We start from the raw sequence: 20,108 nt of genomic DNA, 5'->3' as shown, positions 1-20,108 counted from the left end.
GCGATGACCACGCATATCGCGCTGCGGCCGTCCTTTGCCGAACTGATCGACCTGTGGGCGCCGGTGCGGCAGGCCGGCACCGGATTCCAGTTCACGGAAGGTCCGGTCTGGCACCCGAAGACGCATGACTTGCTGTTCTCCGACATGCCGGGCGACGTGCGCCGCCGTCTCGACGGGCAGGGCGTTCGCGACGCGATGCGTCCATCCAACAAATGCAACGGCATGACCTATGATGCCGGGCTGAACCTGATCGTCTGCGAGCACGCCACCTCCACGCTGGTGCGCGAACGCCCTGACGGCCGGCGCGAGATATTGGCGTCGCATTTCGACGGGCTGGAGCTCAATTCGCCGAACGACGTCTGCGTCAAGTCCGACGGCGCGATCTATTTTTCCGATCCGTGGTACGGCCGGATGCCAGTCTACGGCGTCGAACGGCCGCGTCAGCTCGGCTTCCAGGGCGTCTATCGTGTGCCGCCCCGCGGCGGCGAGCCGCAATTGCTGGTCGACCGCTATCTGTTCGATCAGCCGAACGGGCTGTGCTTTTCGCCGGATGAGCAGCGGCTCTACGTCAACGATACCGTCAAGCACCTGATCCGCGTGTTCGACGTCGATGTCGACGGCGGTCTCCGCAACGGCCGGGTGTTCGCCTCCAACATCGTCTCGGCGACCGAGCCCGGCGTGCCTGATGGCATGAAATGCGACGCGCTCGGCAATGTCTGGGTGTCGGCGCCGGGCGGAATCTGGGTCTATGCGCCGGACGGCAGATTGATCGGCAAGCTGCGCGTTCCCGAACTGGTCAGCAATCTGACCTGGGGCGGACCGGATTGGCGTACGCTCTACATCACGGCGACGCATTCGGTCTATGCGGTGCCGGTGAAGGTCGGACCGCGCAACGAGCCCTATATGCGCGCCACCCAGAACGCGCCGGCCGCAGCCCGGCCGGCACCGGCGCCGGTGGCGACTGTCAATCGGTCCGCAGCCCAGCTCGCCGAGCCCGGCTATGCGGTCGATCCGACGCGCTGCGCGCTGATCATTCAGGACATGCAAAACGACGTCGTGATGGACGGTGGCGCCTTTGAGTCGTCCGGTTCACCGGCGCATTGCCGCGAGCAGAACGCCATCGCCAACGCCAAGCGGCTCGCGGAGGCCGCGCGTGCGCGCGGCGTCATGGTGATTCACGTCTGGTTCGTGGTCGAGCCGGGCGCGCCCGGCGTGACCGCGAATGCGCCGCTGTTCGAAGGGTTGATCGACGCAAAAGCACTGGTGCGCGGCACATGGGGCGCTGCGCCGGTGCCGGGGCTGGAGCCGCACGCCGGTGACCAGGTGGTGGAGAAGATGCGGATGAGCGCCTGGGAGGGCACGAGGCTGGAGACCATGCTGAAGGCGGCCGGGCGCGATTTCGTCATCGTCACCGGCGCCTGGACCAATATGTCGATCGAACATACCGCCCGCACCGGCGCGGACAAAGGCTTCTACATGATCGTGCCGGAGGATTGCTGCTCGACGATGAACGCCGAATGGCACATTGCCGCGGTGAACTACGCGATCCAGAACGTCGCGATGGTGACCCGCGCCGACGATCTGATCGCCGCGATGTCCTGATCGAGGGTGGCAAGCTGGCGGGCCTCGTTCGCTCCTTGCGTCAATTATAGAGCGAGCTCTCGCCCAGCACGGATTGCCTGAAGCGGGTGGTGAGGATGCCGCCGTCGGCCGGCGGCAGCACGAAGTAAAGCGCTTCGGGATTGATCTTGACCTGTGCGAACACGGGCCCGTTGCCATGGTGTGCGAGATCGCGGATCTCGGTGACCTCGGCCATGGTTCGGACGATGCGCGATGTCCTGAAGCCGGCGGCGGTGGCGATCCCGGCGAGGTCGACGCCGCCTGCGGTGTGCGTCTTCTGCATTCCGGTCTCGCCGAAGCGCTCGTTGTCGAGCACGGCGATAGTGAGGTTAGGAGGGTTCTGGACGGCGATCGTGGCAAGCGCGCCGAGGCTCATCAACATTTCGCCGTCGCCGGTGATGACGAGCACCCGGCGCTTGGGCTGCGCGATGGCAAGACCAAAGCCCATCATGGCGGCCGCGCCCATTGCGCCCCAGAGCGGGAAGTTGTTCGGGCTGTCGCCCGCGGCCGAGATATCCCAGTTGGGGGCGCCGAGCCCGGCAACGACCAGGAGATCGCTGCGATCGCGCAGCAATTCATTGACGACGTCGCGGCGATGCAGCAGTTCGTTGGGAACGTTCATTTGCGGGCAAGCTCCTTGAAGTTCTTGGCACCGAGCACGCGCTGTCCGATCAGGACGGCGGCGGGCCGCCAGGTGTTGAAGGCAAGGTTGGCCGCGCCGGAAACCGTCGAAGCGACCAGATGCGGCTCATCGGCCCGGGTCACGATCACGCCCATGGCTTCGAGGGCGGCCCTGGTGCCCTGGCCCATCGGGACCTGCCACGGGTTGAACTCACCCCATTCGCCGCGCATCGTCACCAGCATCAGGAGCGGCATGCGGCAGATCATCGGCAGCGACAGCATGTTGATGCAGTTGCCGACCCCGCTGGATTGCAGCAGCAGGACGCCCCGTTCGCCGCCGAGCCAGGCGCCGGCCAGCATGGCGATTCCTTCCTCTTCGGTGGTCAGGGTGATGACGCGGGCGTGAGGATCCGCCTCGAATGCGCGGATGAGGCGGCTGTGGCCTGCATCCGGCACCATTCCGACCTGGCGCACGTCAGCCTCCTTGAGGACGCGGTACACTTCGTCGGGCCAGGTCGGCAGTGCGACCGGCTCGTTTCGGGCCGGCTCTTGTTTCTGCGGATCCGCCATGGAGAAGCTCCCCCTTTTTTTCTCGGGCTCGAACGAACCCCGTTGACGGATAGTACGCCGCCGTTTCGAAAAGAAGGTCAAAAATCGATATGGCTTCTATTGCAGGATTGAAAAGCGGCCGGACGCGCGACAGGCCCGGCGACTTATGATCACCACCGACGAATCGTCGCTGTTCTTCTCATTCTCGCGCCAACTCCGGCAGCACGTGGTAGCGGGCGATCTCATGCGGAAACTCGCCGCGGTTCGCGAGCAGGACGATGCCGGTCTTGTGTGCCGGCACGAGGCCGACATAGGCTGTCGCGTTATTGAGGCCGCCCGGCTTGTCGACGACGACCACGTCGTCCAGGCGAATGTTTTCCCAGGCCATCGCCTGTCCGAACTTCTCGGTCACGTGAAATGTCTCACGCTGCGTTATCTGCAATGCTTGCCGCAACTGCGGATCGATCGCCTCGCCATCGATAAAGGCAGCCAGAAAGGTGGCCAGGTCGCGCGCCGAGGTGAACATCTGACCAGTTCCCGGGAAATCGTAGTAACTCTGCTGATCTCCAGGTGGACCAATCGCCATGCCCGTATCGGAGTAGCCCTGCACGACACGTTTCATCAGCTCCGGAGCCATCATGGCGCGGTGGTCTGGCCCGCGCTCGGGGAGGAATGTCTGGTTCATGCCGAGCGGTTTCAGGATACGCGCCTCGATAAGTTCACCGATAGGTCGACCGTAGCGACGTTCGAGCGCGAGCTGTAGCAGCACATACCCAGCATGTGTGTAGATGCGCTGCTTGCCCGGCTGCTCGCCTGATTGCGTCGTCCATGCGTTGAGCGCCTTGAAGAACTGCGGCAGCGTAAACGAATCGTTCGGCCATGGCGGGTGATCGGTCGGCAGCAAGAGTCCGGACGTATGCGTTGCCAGTTCACCGATCGTCACGCTTTGGATGTAGTCGCCGCGCAGCTCGGGGACATACCTGCTCACGGGGTCATCGAGACGGAGTTCGCCGCGAAGCGTACCCAGCGCGACCAGGATTGCTTCAAACGGTTTTCGCACTGACGCTACGTTGAACAACGTATCTGAAGTGATCGGCTGCCTTGTCGATTCGTCGGCGACGCCGTAGTTGAAAAACTCGGTATGCCCCTCAGCGTAGACGGCCACAGCGAGACCGCCCGGCTTCCCCACGGTCTCCGGCGCCAGATAGGTTGTGACGATGTGCTGAATTTTGGCATCCATACCAATATCCGCAACCGACCCGCCCGCCAGCGCGAGCAGCAGAGCGGGAAAAATCATCAGGCCTATCGATCGACGATGCCGCCACCAGCGCGTGGAACTTGTCACCATACCGAGCCATCGTCACGTTGCCGCCGAAGGACGTTTTTACGCGCGCGATTCCGGCGCTTATCGGGAAGCGGCCGTCAATTTGCCGTGAAGGAGTCGAATTCCGCCGACTTGCTGCGGCGAGCGCCCTCGCGCTGCGACGGGACGTCCTGCGCAGCCTCACCGTCGCGGTCGACCATGGGCTCGCAAGACGCTGCGTCCACGCATCGGCTGCGTCTTGTGCGATGGAGTTCAAGAGATCGCAATGATCTCGAGCTCGTGACCGGATACGCCGACGACATCGCCGACAGCTTTACCCATCAGGGACCTTGCCACCGGGGACACGAAGGAAATGGAACCGGCCTTCGGGTCCGCTTCGTCCTCTCCCACGATATGATACTTCTGCACGCGCCCATCCTCGCGCTTGAAGGTCACCGTACTCCCGAAAGCAACGGTATCAGTGGACGCAGGAGGGGTGATTAGCTGAGCCGTCCGAACTCTCGCCGCAAAGTAGCGCGCATCCCGCAAGGGGGTCGCCGCTTGCCGCCGCCGCTCATTCACATCTTCGATCTTCTGCGCCGTCTCGTACGCCTCGCGAGCCTGTTGCAGTTGAAATTCGAGCGCCTTCAATCCCGCTTCCGTAACCAGGTTCGGATGAGGCGAGATCGGGCGGTCGGGGAGCAGCGTCTCCGATGCGGTTTCGGCACTGTCTTCCTTGGTGAAGGCAACGCTCAACTCGGCCTCCTTTCGAGTGGGATACGCCAACAAATGGAATTGTAACACAACGCTCGGCGGTTTTTGCGTATCACATATCGCGGAGCGGATGGAACCATGACCTGGTTGCCTCTTTTGGGGTACCGCTTCTTCTGGAGGTCGCTCGATCCTGGCGCGAAGCGGATGCCAGCCATGGAAACCAAGAGCCCTTAGCGCCAGCCGAGGGCGGGAGCCACGTGTGTCAGAATCGCTTCAATGACATGGGCATTGTAGGCAACGCCGAGCTGGTTAGGGACGGTTAGCAGTAACGTGTCGGCCTCATTGATGGCCTCGTCCTTCCTGAGCTGCTCAATCAGGACGTCCGGCTCGGCCGCATAGCTGCGGCCGAAGATCGCCTGGGTCTCTGGAGAGATAAAGCCGATCTGGTCATCATCGTCTCCACCGCGGCCGAAGTAAGCGCGATCACGATCATCCATGATGGCGATGATGCTGCGGCTGACGGACACCCGTGGCTCGCGCGCATGGCCTGCCTCCTTCCACGCCGAGCGGTAGGCCCTGATCTGGGCAGCCTGCTGGATGTGGAAAGCCTCGCCGGTCTCGTCGTTCTTGAGCGTCGAACTCTGCAGGTTCATGCCCAGCTTCGCTGCCCATATTGCCGTGGCGTTCGAGCCGGCTCCCCACCAGATGCGATCCCGCAATCCGGCGGAATGCGGTTCAAGACGCAGCAACCCCGGCGGATTTGGAAACATCGGACGTGGATTGGGCTGCGCGAAGCCATGACCGCCCAGCACGTCGAGAAAGACCTTGGCATGGCGCCGGCCCATGTCGGCATCTGTCTCGCCTTCGGCCGGTTGATAGCCGAAATACCGCCATCCATCGATGACCTGCTCGGGCGATCCTCGGCTAATTCCAAGTTGCAGGCGCCCGCCCGAGATGAGATCGGCCGCGCCGGCGTCTTCGACCATGTAGAGCGGGTTCTCATAGCGCATGTCGATAACCGCCGTGCCGATCTCGATGCGGCTGGTTTTCGCGCCGACCGCTGCCAGCAACGGGAAAGGCGAGGCGAGTTGGCGGGCGAAGTGATGAACGCGAAAATAGGCGCCGTCGGCGCCCAATTCCTCAGCCGCGATGGCCAAATCGATGGATTGCAGCAGCGTGTCCGCCGCCGAGCGGGTCTGCGACTGCGAAGAGGGCGTCCAGTGCCCGAACGACAGGAATCCTATGCTTTTCATGCAGCCTATCTAGGCTCTCCCTGTCGATTTGCCACCGAAGCGAAATCGGCCGCTGTTCCGAGGATTATTGACCGATTGTACTGCACGACGCCATTGGGCGTAATCCGGTCAGCCTCTACCCCCACACCTTGGCCGACGATGCATCATAATAAATCACGGTGAGAGGTTGGCGCCGCCCCTTGGCAGGCCCTCGCTGCAGAACAAGTTTCTCAGCCTTATCGACGATGACCCTGTTCGTAGATGAGTTCGGATCTCCATAGAGGCTAACGAGCAGGTAGCGAGCATTTCCCTTAACAATGGTGCGCAACACATGATCATCATTATCCGCAAGTGAATGACCGTAGATTACGATGGCGTTGCCAGCAGCACCGCAGCAGGCTTCGAAGCTGCGATGCGCCTTATGAAGATAACCGCTGTGCAGGATGCGAGCTTTTTTGCTCGCGCTAGTGCCTTCGGCAACGAAGAGCGGGTATTTCTCTACGGCAAGCGCGGACCGAATTTGCTCAACTATAGGCTTATCTGTTTTCGACCAAGTGTATTTCGTAATTTCAGAACCAGCGTCGAACAGATGTAGAGCGCCATGTAGATAACAGACAGTTGCCGAATTTCCCTGTTGCCATGAAACCCAAGGCTGGTCCGGGTCGTCTTCCGGGTGTCTAAATCCGTCATCATGATTGATTTGAAGGTTATCAACCTCGCTCTGCATCAGTGCCCAATAGAGCAGCACATCGTAGTTCAGCGTGAATATGTGTCCGAACCGGGAGAGGAACGTGCGGCAGGCGGCGTATTGCTCCGGCTTTACGTCATACGGCCGATCCGGATGCCGTTTGGCAATGGCCGTCACGAGGGCGTCCTTAATCGCTGCCGCATCATTTCTTAGGCTTCGCGCGAGGTTGACGGCGCTCGGCCTATAGACTTCCACAACGGTTGCAGCGTCCTGAAGGTGCTTGATGACGACCTCGAAGTCCTGAGTTTTGAGGGCGTCGAAGAGTTTCGTCACGTGCGGGGCTTTGCTGAAATCGGCATTCTCGTAGAGAGACCCATACGTGAAAATGTCGGGTCTCAACGCAATGCTGAAGCCGTTGCCCAGCAACAGATGCTTGCGCTTCGCATCTCCGATTTTCTTGAGCGCCTGTTCGAACGACAAAATGCCTACCATAGTAAACTCCGTATAATATATATTGCAGTAAAGACTTTCCGGCGATTACAACTTGCACAACCAAACCAATCATGCAATAAATTTTGCATGAAAGGGATTACTGCATTACATGCATCGTTTGTCTGATCTTGTAAGTATCAGAATTGGCTCACCTTTCCGGGAGCGGATCGTGCACGAGCCCGGCGGGCATTACCGCGTTGTGCAAGGCAAGGATGTCGGATCGAACGGGACGCTTAGCCTGGATGGCATGGTCCGAATCAGCGAGGTGCCCGGCAAGGGGCCACCCGATATCCTCGGCGCGGGCGAGCTAATTCTTCAAACGCGAGGTTTGAGCTATCGGGCGGCGGTCGTCCCCCAGGTCCCTGCTCCGATGGTTGCTGCGGGGTCGCTGTTTATTCTGCGACCTGATCCCACCCGCATCAGTGCCGAATACCTGGTGTTCTTTCTGAACCTTCCCGCAACCCAAGGGGTCCTCCGTCAGAAGGCGACGGGCTCGACCATTCCGAATCTTCGCAGGTCTGCAATCGAGGAGGTTCAAGTCCCTCTTCCAAGCTTGTCCGATCAACATCAGCTTGTGGAGTTGGGTCGGTTGGTTCGCAGGCAGGCCGATATTGCGGAGCGACTTAACGCTTTGCGACTCGAAGAACTCCATTTCCTGGCCACCGGCCGCGCCGATAACGCAACGCCCCAGAGATAGTGACGAGAGGAACGACATGACCAACGAAAACGATGCTGGCCCAAAGACGACGAAGGACGATGTGTTCCGGAAGGCTTGGGCGGCGTGTGACACGTTCCGGGGCCTGATCGACGCCTCCGAATACAAGGATTACGTGCTGGTTACGCTGTTCTGGAAAGCGATTTCAGACACATGGCGTGAGCACTATGACGATACCAAAGCCCGTTACGGCGGCGACGAGGCACGCCTGCTGCGCCGCATGGAGCGCGAACGGTTCGTGCTGCCGAAGAGCGCAAGCTTTCAGGAAGTGTGGGACAGCAAAGACGCCGACAATCTCGGCGAGCTAATAGATATCGCATTGGATGCGATTGAAGAGGCCAACAAGACGAAGCTCGACGGCGTGTTCCGCAACATCAGCTTCAACTCTGCAAACAAGCTTGGTGAAACCAAGGACCGCAATCGCCGCCTGCGTAACCTGCTTGGCGACTTCAAGGACTTGGACCTTCGTCCAAAGCGGCTGGCCAAGGGCGACATTATCGGTGATGCTTACATTTATCTGATCGAGCGTTTTGCTTCCGACGCGGGAAAGAAGGCTGGGGAGTTCTATACTCCACGACAGGTTTCCCGCGTACTGACAAAGCTTGTTGCGCCTCAGGAAGGCGAAAAGATCGCCGACCCGGCTTGCGGCTCGGGCTCATTGTTGATCGAGGCCGCGCAAGAAGTTGGCTCAAAGAACGTCATGCTTTATGGGCAGGAAGTGAACGGCGGCACGCATGCGCTCGCCAAGATGAACATGTTCCTGCACGACATCGACGGCGCAAAGCTGGAGTGGGGCGACACGCTCAATAATCCAAAGCTCATCGAAGACGACAAGCTCCTTGCCTTCGATGTCGTGATCGCCAATCCGCCGTTCTCGCTCGATAAGTGGGGCGCCGAGAATGCCGCCAGCGACAAGTACAAGCGCTTTCACCGCGGCATTCCGCCGAAGAATGCAGGCGACTGGGCCTTCATTACGCATATGATTGAGACGGCTCGGCAAAAAGCAGGGCGCGTTGCCGTCGTTGTCCCGCATGGCGTTCTGTTCCGGGGAGGTGCCGAAGGAAAAATCCGTCAAAAGGTAATTGAAGAAAACTTGCTTGATGCGGTGGTAGGTCTACCGGGAAACCTGTTTCAATCCACTTCTATTCCCGTCGCTGTTCTGGTTTTTGATCGCAGGCGCGAATCGGGAGGAGCTTTGGAGAGTAGGAAGGACGTCCTGTTCATCGATGCAAGCAGAGATTTCCAGCCAGCGAAGACGCAGAATCTCCTACTCGAAGAACAGATCTCTACAATCGTCGGTACCTTCAAAACTCGAAAGGAGATCGAGAGATACTCAAGACCTGTTCTATCAAGTGAAATAGCGCAAAACGGCTTCACCCTGAATCTTCCGCGCTACATCGACTGCTTCGAAGCCGAAAATGAAGTCGACATAAAAGCGGTGCAGGCGGAGATCGAGAGTCTTGAGTCTGAACTCGTCGAGATAAAAATCAAAATGACGCATTACCTCAAAGAGCTCGGCGTCAATGCCTAGCAAATCAATTCGGAAGACTTCTGCGGGGTCGACGATGAGACAACTGCCGCCCCTCGCTGATGGTTGGCGATACTCCACGCTTGGAGCTCTAATCGAACCAAGTCGTCCAATCACCTATGGCGTGGTACAGCCCGGCGAACATTCCGACGAAGGGGTTCCTTTAGTGCGTGGAGGAGACTTTTCGCGCGGTTGGCGACCACTGGATCAGATGCGTCGCATCACTCCGGAGATCGACAGCCATTGCGAGCGAGGTCGTCTACGAACAGGCGATCTCGTAATTACGATTAAGGGGGCTGAGGTCGGCGTCGCTGCTCAAATACCGCATTGGCTCGATGGTGCAAACATTAGCCAAACGAACGCTCGGCTCGCGATTAATCCTGCCCAGGCGAATCCGCGCTACATCCTACAATTTTTGCACTCTCCTTTGGGTCGATTTGAAGTCTATCAACACACTAAGGTCGGCGCTCAACCCGGGCTCATTTTTGAAGACATTGCTTCGTTTAATGTTCCGATGCCGCCTGAACTCAGTTGGCAAGATGATATTGTCGCACTATTCGATTTATGGGATTCTTCGATTGAGAAAATCCAGCGGCTAATTGCTTTAAAAGAGAAGCGAGCGTTAGCTGCGTCTCAGTTGTTATATCTGGGATCGATGCCCGGGGCGAAGAGTGAAGGGACCGAAGATTGGTTGGATTACTCTTTTAGCGATATATTTGAAGAGGTGTTTGATAAAAACCCGGGTCTGTGCGCGAGCGACGTCATCACCGTAGGAAAGTATGCAATCCGACCTCAGAATGAGCACTTCAACCGCTCCGTCGCAAGTAAAGAGTTGTCCTCTTACTTGCTGTTGGAGCCCGGTGATTTTGTCTACGATCCCATGTCTGCGTACTATGGCGCGATCGGGCGATACACCAGAGCATCTCCCGGCATTGTTAGTCCAGCCTATCGCGTGCTGCATTTGCGACAAGGATTCGATCCAAGTTATATCGATGGCTTGCTCAAATCACATTATGTCCGATTTCAATTGCAGGCGCGCTCGTCTCAAAACAATAAGGAAGGCAAGCGCCGCCTACTCGATCGTGAGGAATTCAGCGCGATCCGCGTGCGGGCGCCGCTAGTTGCAGCACAGGAGCAGATAGCGGCGATTCTGCGCACGTTCAACCGAGACCTAGAAGCGTCACGCGAGGTCCTTGCTGCGCTCCAACGTCAAAAGCGTGGCCTCATGCAAAAGCTTTTGACTGGCGAGTGGCGTGCGCCTGTGCGTGACGGCGACGTTGATGCGATGGCGGCCCGGGTCACCGAGGAGGCCGCACAATGAACAAGCGGCATCAATTCAGGGACGGAGAGAAGCACCTTTCGCAGATTCCCGCGTTGCATCTGTTGCAGACCATGGCGCCCAAATGGGTGATGCTGTCCAAGGCGGAGGTTGATCGGGAGCGGCGCGGCAAGCTTTCCAGTGTGTTGCTGGAGGACATTCTTCGCGCCCAGCTCATGCGCCTCAATGCCATCGAGTACCGTGGAAAGCAGTATCCGTTCTCGGAAGCCAACATCCAAACCGCGATTGAGCGGCTGCGCAGCCGTGAACCGCTCGGCATCATGCGGTTGAACGAACTGACAACCGATCTCTTGCAACTTGGCACGTCGCTTGATCAACCGATCGAGGGCGACACGCGCGGGCGGTCCCTGAAATACATCGACTGGGCCAATCCCGCGAACAACAGCTTTCATGTCTGCAAGGAGTTCGATGTCGAGCGTTCCGGCTCAGCCAAGACTCGGCGGCCAGACATCGTGCTGTTCGTCAACGGCATTCCGTTCTGCGTCATCGAATGCAAGGGGCCGAACGAGGATTTTGACGAGGCTATTTCCCAAAACCTCCGTAACCAAGGCCCCGACGAAATCCCGCATCTGTTCCGTTCCGTTCAGCTGCTGCTTGCGACCAACCGGAACAAGGTTCGCTATGGCACGGTCGGCACCTCGCGCAAATTCTGGGCGCTCTGGCGGGAGCGGGAATTCGCCGATGCTGATATCGGGCCCTTGCTGACCACGCCGCTGACCGCGGTGGAGGCGAAAAGCACCTTTGGCGACGGCTTTGAGGAAGAGCAGGCTCCGTTCGAGCGCATGATGGGGGACGGGCGCGAAGTCACCGAGCAGGACCGGGTGCTTTACGCGCTCTGCCGCCCCGACCGCCTCTTGGATCTCGCGCGGCGTTTCACGCTCTTCGATCTCGGCATCAAGAAGGTTGCCCGCTATCAGCAATTCTTCGCGGTTAAGAACATCCTTGCCAAGGTCAAGCAGAGGGACGTCGAAGGTCGCCGCCAGGGCGGTGTCATCTGGCACACGCAAGGCTCCGGCAAGTCGCTCACCATGGTCATGCTGGCAAGGGCTCTCGCGCTCGACCCGGAAATTGTCAATCCCCGCATTGTGCTCGTCACCGACCGCATCGACCTTGACGAGCAGCTCAAGGCAACCTTCGCCGCCTGCGGCGCAGAACCGGAAAACGCATCGTCTGGCCGGCATCTGCTGAAACTCGTCTCGCAGGATCGCGCATCGATTATCGCGACCGTTATCAACAAGTTCGATACCGCCCTGAATGTTCGGGACTACCGAGACCCGTCGAGTGATGTGTTCTTGCTCATCGACGAAAGCCATCGCGGGCAATACGGAGAAATGCACACCCGCATGAAGCGGATGTTTCCGAGCGCCTGCTACCTCGGCTTCACCGGCACGCCACTGATGAAGAAGGAAAAGAGCACTGCTGCCAAGTTCGGCGGGTTGATCGATATCTATGCCATTGACCAAGCGGTCAAGGACGGCGCCGTTGTGCCGCTGCTGTACGAGGGGCGGCACGTCGAGCAGGATGTCAACCGGAACGGCATCGATGTTTGGTTCGAGCGGGTCAGCCGCGACCTTACCCCCGATCAGCGTGCCGACCTCAAGCGCAAGTTCACTCGGTACAGTGAAATCGGCCAGACCGAGCCGACGATCTACTGCGTTGCCTATGACGTTGCTGAACATTACGCGAAGAATTGGAAGGGGACAGGTTTCAAGGCTCAGCTTGCTACTCGGTCCAAGCGAGCGGCGCTCCTCTACAAGAGGGCACTCGACCAAATTGGCATGGTCACCTCGGAAGTGATTGTCTCGGCACCCGACGACCGCGAAGGTTACGACGAGGTGGGCGATGAGTCCCGCGAGGAGGTCGTGCGCTTCTGGAAAAAGATGATGGAGCGGTACGGCGACGAGAAAACCTATAACCGCTCGATCGTGGCCTCTTTTAAGGACCGAGAAGAACCTGAAATCCTCATCGTCGTCGATAAGCTGCTGACGGGCTTTGATGCGCCCAAGAACACTGTTCTCTATCTCGACAAGCCGCTCAAGGCCCACGGCCTCTTGCAGGCGATTGCGCGCGTAAATCGCGTCGAGGACAAGAAGGACTATGGCTACATCATCGATTATGCGGGTGTCCTCGGCGAGCTGGACCCGGCACTCAAGACCTATTCCGCCTTTGCTGAGTTTGAGGCCGAAGATGTTCAGGGTGTCGTTACCCAGAACTTGGAGGAAATCGAAAAGCTTCCTCAGCGCCAGCACCAGGTTTGGGACCTGTTTAAGGAACTCCCCAACAAGCTCGACGAAGAAGGCTTCGAGCGGCATCTGGGCGATGAGGAACGCCGCGAAGACTTCTACGAGCGGCTGGCGCAGTTTGCGCGCACGCTCGCGATTGCGCTCTCAACGGCGGACTGGATCAACGATCCGCGGAATGAGTCCGCGATTGCATCTTACAAGGAGGATTTGCGCCGGTTCCAAAAGCTCCGCACCGCGGTGCGCAAGCGCTATCAGGAAGATATCGATTTTAAGCTGTACGAAGAGCGGGTGCGCAAGCTCCTCGACCAGCATATTCACGCCAATGAAGTCATCACGCTCACGGCCCCTGTCAATATCTTTGACGAGAAAGCGTTCGAGGAGGCCGTCGGCGAGCAGGCCACGCCCGCATCTAAGGCCGATATGATCGCAAGCCTCACCCAGCGCACCATTACCGAGCGCATGGAGGAAGACCCCGTCTATTTTGAGAAGATTTCCGCGTTGATCCAGAAAGCCATTGACGATCACCGGGCGCAGCGGATTTCCCAGTTGGAGTTCCTCAATATCGTCCGCGAAGCAAGGGAGCAAGTAGTTCGTCCCCGACATGATGACGTGCCCCAACATCTGCGCGGCAATGACACGGCTGTCGCTTTCTATCATGCAATCGAGAAGCATTTAGCGTCTGTCAATACGTCGGGAAGCGACGTCCGAGCGGACGCCGCGGAAGCCACCGAAGCGATGCTCGATATCATCGCGCGGCGTCGCGTGGTGAACTGGGCGCAGCGCGACGATATCCAAAATGAAATGCGCAACGACCTGGACGATTATCTTTTCGATGTCATGCGGGACGGGAAGGGGCATCCACTCACGCCCGATCTTATGGATGAAATCATTGACCGCATCTTGAGTATCGCCCGCACCCGAATGCCGGATTGATCCTATGCAGGGAACAATAGCTTATTCAGACCACAGGTTCGATTACACAGCACGGTTCTCTACTCGCGCGACCATGGCGATCACCGTTTTTCCGGATGGCGCGATACGGGTACTTTGCCCTGAGGCCACGCCGCAGGCGGAAGTCGAGCGGCGCTTGCGAAAGCGCGCGCGCTGGCTCATTCGCCAGATGCTGCATTTTGAGCAGTTCCGGCCGCGCGCGCCGGAACGTCGCTATGTCGGCGGAGAAACTCACCTTTATCTCGGCCGCCAGTACCGGCTGAAATTGCACAAACGTGCCGGGGAGGAAGTAAAGCTCAAGGGCGGGCTTCTTCACGTCGGGTCACCCGAGCATCGCGACGCGCGCGCGGTAAAGCGGCTCGTGCAGAACTGGTACCGCGAGAAGGGAAGGGTACGGATCGCAGACCGTTTCACGATCATTTCGGCGCGCTTTGTAAAGATGGGATGCGAACCACCAGCACCGATATTCCGGTCCATGCCGCGTCGCTGGGGAAGCTGGAGCCGCAACGGCAGGATATCACTCAATCCCGACCTTATTCGCGCACCGACCGCCTGCATCGACTACGTCATCACCCATGAACTTATTCATCTGATTCATCCGCACCATGGCCCAGCCTTTTATGAGTTACTGGAAACGCTGATGCCCGATTGGCGGAGCCGGAAACAACGGCTTGAGCGGATTCTTGCTTAAGAAGGTCTCCGCAGCTGCGTCATTCTGACCCGTCGGGCAAATCACTTCGGATTTTCGGAAGTCTTGTCAAGCCCCGAAATAAAAAATATTTCGCTTTTCCAGAAGACAAATCAGTGACACATCTATCGGCATCCCGTCCCACTCAGAGGGGCGTTGGCCATCGTCACAACGAGGGACGGGTCGCGGTGGACGCAACAGTTACGCCTGACGAGCGTGGCTGAAGCGTACGGTGAAGTCGTGTGGTCCCGACGCCCCGATGCTGGCGTCAAGTTTCGTAGGTGGCAACACCCGCGAAGCGACGGTGACAACGAGCTCGGCCCGACCGAGGAGAGCACGAAGTAAGCCGTAAAGCCATTGCGCAGGGAATGTCGGATGCTCTCCGCTGCCCTGTATGCTCGTGTGCAGCTTTCTATTGCACAATCGCACACGAGACCGCGGGTGCAGCGCGCATCCGGCATTCCCTGCGCCCTCTCTTTCGAGAGGTGCGAACGTTACGAATAACCTCGGGCGCATCGTGCCGCGGGATCGCGAATCTGTGCCTGTTGCGATGTGCATCTGTTACGATGCGTTTCACTGGAACGGTGTATGGACTGTCTGCAATGCCCCCTGCAATGCCCGTCGGCGAACTCTTTATTCTCGGCTTCTTCGGCAAAACCATCCCGGCATGGCTGCGGGAATTTGCGGGCAATTACGGCTTGGGCGGCGTGATCCTGTTCGACTATTCCTGCCAGACGCAAAAATACGACAACAACATCGAATCGCCGGAGCAGGTGCAGCGTCTCTGCGAAGAGATTTCGCGCCTGCCGTCGCACCCGATGGTGTTCATCGACCAGGAGGGCGGGCTGGTTCGGCGGCTAAAGGACAGCAAGGGGTTCAAGCCGCTGCCGAGCGCCAAGGAATTCAACCATCTCGCTTTGAGCGAGAAGCGGGAAGTACTTGCCGCCAGTTTTGCCGAAATGCGCCGCCTCGGCGTTCACTACGACTTCGCGCCCGTCATCGACGTCGATTACAATCCCGACAATCCGAACATCGGCAAAATCAAGCGTTCCTACTCCGCCGATATCGACGAGGTGGAGGCCAATGCGCTGCTGGTGAGCGAGGTCGCGCGCGAGGCGGGCATCGGGCTTTGTCTGAAGCATTTCCCCGGCATCGGCGGCGCGGTGGTGGACTCGCATCAGGAGTTCATGGACATTTCCGACAGTTTGCGCACCGAGCAGGAAGAGCTGTTCTATTCGCTGGCGCCAAAAATGTTCGGCGATGCCGTGCTGGTCAGCCACGCCATCGTGCGGCAATGGGACCGCGAAAATCCGATGACCCTGTCTGCCGCGGGCCTTGCCCGGTTGCGCCGGCGGCTTCCCGATACGCTCCTGATCACCGATGACATGCAAATGCAGGGTCTGCAGAAGGCGTTGGGGACCAGGCAAGCCAGCCTTCAATCGCTGAGGGCCGGTATCGACATGCTCTGTATCGGCAACAATTTGTTCGATCAGGAGCGGGAAATGGCCGGAATCGCCCAGTCCATTGAACAGGGCCTGCACGAGGGGGCCCTGGCGGGTTCCGTGATTAGGGAGTCGATCGCCCGGGTAGGGCGGCGAAAGGCGCTTTTGGCGGCCTGACGGGCCCCGAAGACTGCGCTATGCGTACCGGCGCGCCGGTTCCCCGCCAATGGCGGGTTGCCTTGCGAGGCCGTTGAGACTACAAGCCTTTTTTCCAACGGGAAGACAGGCGATGGCCCACAATTACGCAATCAATGACGACGTGCACCACCAGCTGCAGGGGCCGCAGGGCCGCGCCACCGTCAAGGAACGCAGCATCTACACCATCGTCACCTGCCTGCCGATCGAGGCCGACGGCCGCCCGCGCTACCGCATCAAGAGCAAGACCGAGAACGTCGAGCGCGTCGTGACCGAGGAGCAGATCAGCCGGCTCGGCTGATCCGCCGTCATTCTTATTTGAACGGCTGTTGTTTGGACGGTTGGCGCGCGCCCGCATCGCCTTGTCGTGCGCGGCGATGTCGACATCGCCGTCTGCCTTTCCTTGATTTCGTTACTGTTGATGTCGCGCGTCGGTCATCGCGCGGCCACCGGGACCTGCACCTCGCAAATCGGTGAAGCCGTGGTCGCCTGCGATCACAGTGTTTCTACGGCTCTTTGTGAAGCAATTCACACGCGGGCGCCGGCACGGGCGTTAACGACGGCGCATGACAACGCGGCGGATAGCATATTGGTGGTTCAGGCTCGTTGCCTCGGGACGCTTCCTCGAAAAGTTCCTGAGGCTCCCGCGCAGCTGACTCGCGTCGAGGTTACGTCCGATCCGCCGCTTAACGGAAACCGGTCGACTATTTCATCGAAGCCGCGCCTAGAATTGCCGGTGAGCCGGTCCATCACAGGCGGCTTGTTGTGTTGCCGCGTGGCTGCCTGGTTTAAATAGTCCGCCGGATGGACCATAAAGAATCAAATTGAACGCATCAGAGAAACAAATAGTCATAAGGCGAAATTATGAGGGATCAGGTGCGAGGCCAACGCATTTCTACGAGCCGTAAAACTACGGAGTCCTGATCTGGCGGCATCATACTTCCTCAATTGAAGGCCATAACCCTTCACGTTGCTCCAGTTTCCGGTCCGCTTGCCAGTTCCCCGTATTCTTACTGGTTAAAAAATTAACCACCGGCGGCAATCGAATCGATAAATTAGTTATATGTCGCAGCAAGACCATCGAGCCGGTGACTCGCACTTTCCGAAGTGGATGGAAACCGTCACGCCTCTCGAGAGCAATCTTGAAATCGTCCAGTTATCCGTCGCGCGTGCTCGCGCAACGGAAGAAGCGGAAGCGTCGATCGCTCGCCAGTTGAACGGGCCGCTGACGGCGCTGCTGCTCTACATGAACGAGATCAAGCAGCACAGCCACCAGTTCTCCGAGGCGCCCGGCAATCGCATTTACCTGCAACAGGTCGTGGACAACGCGGTTCAACAGCTCGAACGCGTCTGCGTCGTGGTGAAGCAGATGTCGGACAAGCATCCCGCCTTTGCGTCCGAATCCGATCGCAAGCAGGGGCGGGAGAGCCAGGCCGGCCGCACCAAGGATGGCGGTCGCACGCCGGGGGTGATGTTCGCCTCGGAGTCCGGTCAGAAGCCGCTGACCAAGCGCGAGCGCGAGGTGCTGAGCCTGATCAGTGAAGGCTGCTCCAACAAGCAAGGCGCCTTGCGGATGAACATCAGCCCGAGGACGTTCGAGAGCCATCGCGCCGAAGCCATGCGCAAGCTCGGCGCCCGCAACACCGCGGATCTCGTCCGCAAGGCGTTGTTGCAGCCAGCCTGATTATTTCATTTGCTCAGAATGAAGGCGAAGCGCACTGCGCCTGCAGTGACAGCGCCGCAATGCTGCAGGTTCACGAAGGCCGATTGTAATGGCGACAGAGCCGACGAGGCCGGACCAGAGCGTGATCCGGGCCAGCGGAGCCGGTTTTCCGAGAAGATCACGCCAGGTTGCGCTCAGCAGAGGTCTTCCGCGAATGAGCGCATGCGGGGCGCAGGCCGGGTCGCGATGACCGGTTTTGGCTCTTCCGGGATGATGGTGATCACCCAGGCCGCCGGAACACTCGACTTGTTTTCCACGATCGATCGAACGTGGCCGGTGACGGCCGAGCCGGCCGAGCGGAAGGTTGCGGTTCTGCCGTTGAACTGGGCGATACGGAAACGCCGCACTTCTTTCTGATCGCTCGTTTCGAACGTGAACATGAGGGTGCTCCTTGGTCCACGCGAATATCGCGATTCAACGTTATCCGTCTGTGAAAATCGTAAACCGTAGTAGTACGGCAAGCCGCGTGTGCGGCGCGCGGGGCCGTCCCCTCCGGACACCGCGAGACAGGTCGCATGCCGCCTCGGCGTTCGCCGATCCCGCTTTGCGTCTGATGGCCGCGAGGATAGAAGGCGAGGCGGCGATGGATGGCGGCCTTCAGCGTGACGCGGCGCGCCCGGGCACGATGCTATTCGGCCGCGCTGGGGAACACGGCCTCCATCTTGGTCTTCAGCGTCGCCGCGTTGAACGGCTTGACGATGTAGTTGCTGACGCCGGCCTTCTTCGCGGCGATGACGTTCTCCGTCTTCGATTCCGCTGTTATCATGATGAAGGGCGTGTTTGAGAATTCCGGGCTCGCGCGGACTTCCTTCAGCAGGTCATAGCCCGTCATCGGCTCCATGTTCCAGTCGGAGATCACGAGGCCGTATCGCTTGCCCTGCATCTTGGCGAGCGCCGCCGAGCCGTCGCTGGCATCGTCGACGTTCTCGAATCCGAGCTGCTTGAGGAGGTTGCGGATGATGCGGATCATGGTGCTGTAGTCATCGACCACCAGGATCGGCATCGACAAATCAAAAGCCATGTCTTTACTCCGCGCAGCTAGCAAACCGCCGAACACGGGTGAACTCGCGTGGCATTCGAAATCGTCTCGATGCTCTTTCCCGAACCTGCACCCGTCAGCACCGTGACAAGTATCAGGGGTCATTGAACAGCCCGTTAACTCCCGGCCGAATAAATCCCGGGCAAATGCCAGGCATGGCCGTAATTATACGGTGAGTTCCCGGCTGGCCGGATCGCGGCGCGCAATCTTCACGCTCATCGCCGGGCCGCGCCTATCAATGGGTTCGGGCACCCGCCCGCCCATGGACAGCGGCCGAGGGTCACGCTGCCGCGCAATGGATGCGCGGATGCAGCAGGCGGTCGTACTGGGTCTTGACCGTCGCGTAGCACTCGCAGGAGGTCCTGATCAGGCCGTCCAGATTGGTGATCTCGATATGCCCGCGGCTGTAATGGATGAAATTCGCCTGCTGCAGCGTGTTGGCCACCAGCGATACGCTGTTGCGGCGCGCGCCGATCATCTGCGCCATCGCTTCCTGGGTCAGCACGAGCTTGTCGCTGCCGGACAGGTCGCGGGTATGCAACAGGCAGCGCGCCAGCCGGGACTCTACCGTGTGCGAGGCGTTGCAGCCCGCAGTCTGCTGGATTTGCGCGTAGACCGCCAATCCGTGCCGGGCCAGCAAAGCGCGGAGCGTCGCGCTCTGGTCGGCAGCCGCCCGAAGCTGATCGAGGTCGATCGTCGAGGCCACACCGGGGACCAGCACCAGCGCGCTGTTCAGCGCGATCGGATCGCCAAGGGCGGAGAATGCGCCGAAGATGCTGTCGCGGCCGACCATCGCGATCTGAACGTGCTCGCCCCGCGCGAGCTTGACCACGAGCGAGATCACGCCTCGGTGCGGCAGGTAGGCGCGCTTGAGCGTCTCGTCGACTTCCACCAGCACCAGATCCTGGGTGAGGTCGGCGGAGCGCAAATGCGGGCGGATCAGTTCAAAATCGTCCGCAGTCAGCGAGGACAAAAATCCATTCGGGGAACGAGGGGCTGAATCCAAAGCAGTCTCCTGCCTTACGG

Annotated in this window: 18 protein-coding genes; 9 read left to right on the top strand and 9 right to left on the bottom strand. The window is 59.5% G+C overall.

Annotated features, from left to right (window positions below):
* Window positions 1-3 precede the first annotated feature (3 nt).
* Window positions 4-1,602, top strand: coding sequence for an isochorismatase family protein (locus JQ567_RS00415; RefSeq protein WP_212436977.1), 1,599 nt, complete (start codon window positions 4-6; stop codon window positions 1,600-1,602).
* 40 nt (window positions 1,603-1,642) lie between these two features.
* Here JQ567_RS00415 and JQ567_RS00410 read toward each other — a convergent pair whose 3' ends face one another.
* From JQ567_RS00410 to JQ567_RS00385, 6 genes are all read right to left on the bottom strand, one after another.
* The gene (locus JQ567_RS00410) at window positions 1,643-2,242 is read right to left on the bottom strand and encodes a thiamine pyrophosphate-dependent enzyme (protein ID WP_212436976.1); all 600 of its coding nucleotides are present in this window, start codon (window positions 2,240-2,242) and stop codon (window positions 1,643-1,645) included.
* The gene (locus JQ567_RS00405; protein ID WP_212436975.1) at window positions 2,239-2,811 is read right to left on the bottom strand and encodes a thiamine pyrophosphate-binding protein; all 573 of its coding nucleotides are present in this window, start codon (window positions 2,809-2,811) and stop codon (window positions 2,239-2,241) included. The genes JQ567_RS00410 and JQ567_RS00405 overlap by 4 nt, the downstream gene beginning before the upstream one ends.
* A 178-nt stretch (window positions 2,812-2,989) precedes the next feature.
* Window positions 2,990-4,087 carry a serine hydrolase gene (locus tag JQ567_RS00400; RefSeq protein WP_249165136.1) on the bottom strand — a complete coding sequence of 366 codons (1,098 nt, stop codon included), beginning with the start codon at window positions 4,085-4,087 and terminating at the stop codon, window positions 2,990-2,992.
* Window positions 4,088-4,366: 279 nt separating this feature from the next.
* Window positions 4,367-4,849 (bottom strand): transcription elongation factor GreA, encoded by a 483-nt coding sequence (gene greA / locus JQ567_RS00395; RefSeq protein ID WP_212436974.1) that lies wholly within the window; start codon window positions 4,847-4,849, stop codon window positions 4,367-4,369.
* A gap of 188 nt (window positions 4,850-5,037) precedes the next feature.
* Window positions 5,038-6,060, bottom strand: coding sequence for an LLM class flavin-dependent oxidoreductase (locus tag JQ567_RS00390; protein WP_212436973.1), 1,023 nt, complete (start codon window positions 6,058-6,060; stop codon window positions 5,038-5,040).
* A gap of 115 nt (window positions 6,061-6,175) precedes the next feature.
* On the bottom strand, window positions 6,176-7,219 hold the full coding sequence (locus JQ567_RS00385) for a DUF4917 family protein (RefSeq protein ID WP_212436972.1): 1,044 nt from the start codon (window positions 7,217-7,219) through the stop codon (window positions 6,176-6,178).
* Window positions 7,220-7,388: 169 nt separating this feature from the next.
* On the opposite strand from JQ567_RS00385, the gene JQ567_RS38795 reads away from it, so the two are divergent.
* The 8 genes from JQ567_RS38795 (at window position 7,389) to JQ567_RS00345 (ending at window position 18,004) form a co-directional block, all read left to right on the top strand.
* Entirely contained in the window at window positions 7,389-7,916 is a 528-nt protein-coding gene (locus JQ567_RS38795) for a restriction endonuclease subunit S (protein ID WP_212436971.1), read from the top strand.
* 16 nt (window positions 7,917-7,932) lie between these two features.
* Window positions 7,933-9,465, top strand: a complete 1,533-nt coding sequence (locus JQ567_RS00375; RefSeq protein ID WP_212436970.1) for a type I restriction-modification system subunit M — start codon at window positions 7,933-7,935, stop codon at window positions 9,463-9,465.
* A gap of 34 nt (window positions 9,466-9,499) precedes the next feature.
* Window positions 9,500-10,783: a hypothetical protein gene (locus JQ567_RS00370; protein ID WP_212436969.1), complete on the top strand. Its 1,284-nt coding sequence runs from the start codon at window positions 9,500-9,502 to the stop codon at window positions 10,781-10,783.
* Window positions 10,780-13,977, top strand: coding sequence for a type I restriction endonuclease subunit R (locus tag JQ567_RS00365; protein WP_212436968.1), 3,198 nt, complete (start codon window positions 10,780-10,782; stop codon window positions 13,975-13,977). The genes JQ567_RS00370 and JQ567_RS00365 overlap by 4 nt, the downstream gene beginning before the upstream one ends.
* Window positions 13,978-14,050: 73 nt before the next feature.
* Window positions 14,051-14,686, top strand: a complete 636-nt coding sequence (locus tag JQ567_RS00360; protein WP_212436967.1) for a M48 family metallopeptidase — start codon at window positions 14,051-14,053, stop codon at window positions 14,684-14,686.
* Window positions 14,687-15,285: 599 nt separating this feature from the next.
* Window positions 15,286-16,302 carry a glycoside hydrolase family 3 N-terminal domain-containing protein gene (locus JQ567_RS00355; protein ID WP_249165135.1) on the top strand — a complete coding sequence of 339 codons (1,017 nt, stop codon included), beginning with the start codon at window positions 15,286-15,288 and terminating at the stop codon, window positions 16,300-16,302.
* Window positions 16,303-16,414: 112 nt separating this feature from the next.
* Entirely contained in the window at window positions 16,415-16,621 is a 207-nt protein-coding gene (locus tag JQ567_RS00350) for a hypothetical protein (RefSeq protein WP_192740564.1), read from the top strand.
* 762 nt (window positions 16,622-17,383) lie between these two features.
* On the top strand, window positions 17,384-18,004 hold the full coding sequence (locus JQ567_RS00345; RefSeq protein ID WP_212436966.1) for a helix-turn-helix transcriptional regulator: 621 nt from the start codon (window positions 17,384-17,386) through the stop codon (window positions 18,002-18,004).
* A gap of 173 nt (window positions 18,005-18,177) precedes the next feature.
* Here JQ567_RS00345 and JQ567_RS00340 read toward each other — a convergent pair whose 3' ends face one another.
* The 3 genes from JQ567_RS00340 to JQ567_RS00330 form a co-directional block, all read right to left on the bottom strand.
* Complete coding sequence (locus JQ567_RS00340; protein ID WP_192740567.1) at window positions 18,178-18,423, bottom strand: hypothetical protein; 246 nt, start codon at window positions 18,421-18,423, stop codon at window positions 18,178-18,180.
* A gap of 248 nt (window positions 18,424-18,671) precedes the next feature.
* Window positions 18,672-19,064: a response regulator gene (locus tag JQ567_RS00335; RefSeq protein ID WP_192740568.1), complete on the bottom strand. Its 393-nt coding sequence runs from the start codon at window positions 19,062-19,064 to the stop codon at window positions 18,672-18,674.
* 298 nt (window positions 19,065-19,362) lie between these two features.
* Window positions 19,363-20,088, bottom strand: a complete 726-nt coding sequence (locus tag JQ567_RS00330; RefSeq protein ID WP_212436965.1) for a Crp/Fnr family transcriptional regulator — start codon at window positions 20,086-20,088, stop codon at window positions 19,363-19,365.
* Between the last annotated feature and the right edge of the window lie 20 nt (window positions 20,089-20,108).

Source organism: Bradyrhizobium sp. AUGA SZCCT0431 (assembly GCF_018131065.1).
Lineage (GTDB): Bacteria > Pseudomonadota > Alphaproteobacteria > Rhizobiales > Xanthobacteraceae > Bradyrhizobium.
Note: the sequence above shows the minus strand (reverse complement) of the source record. Positions and strands in the feature narration are given on the sequence as shown.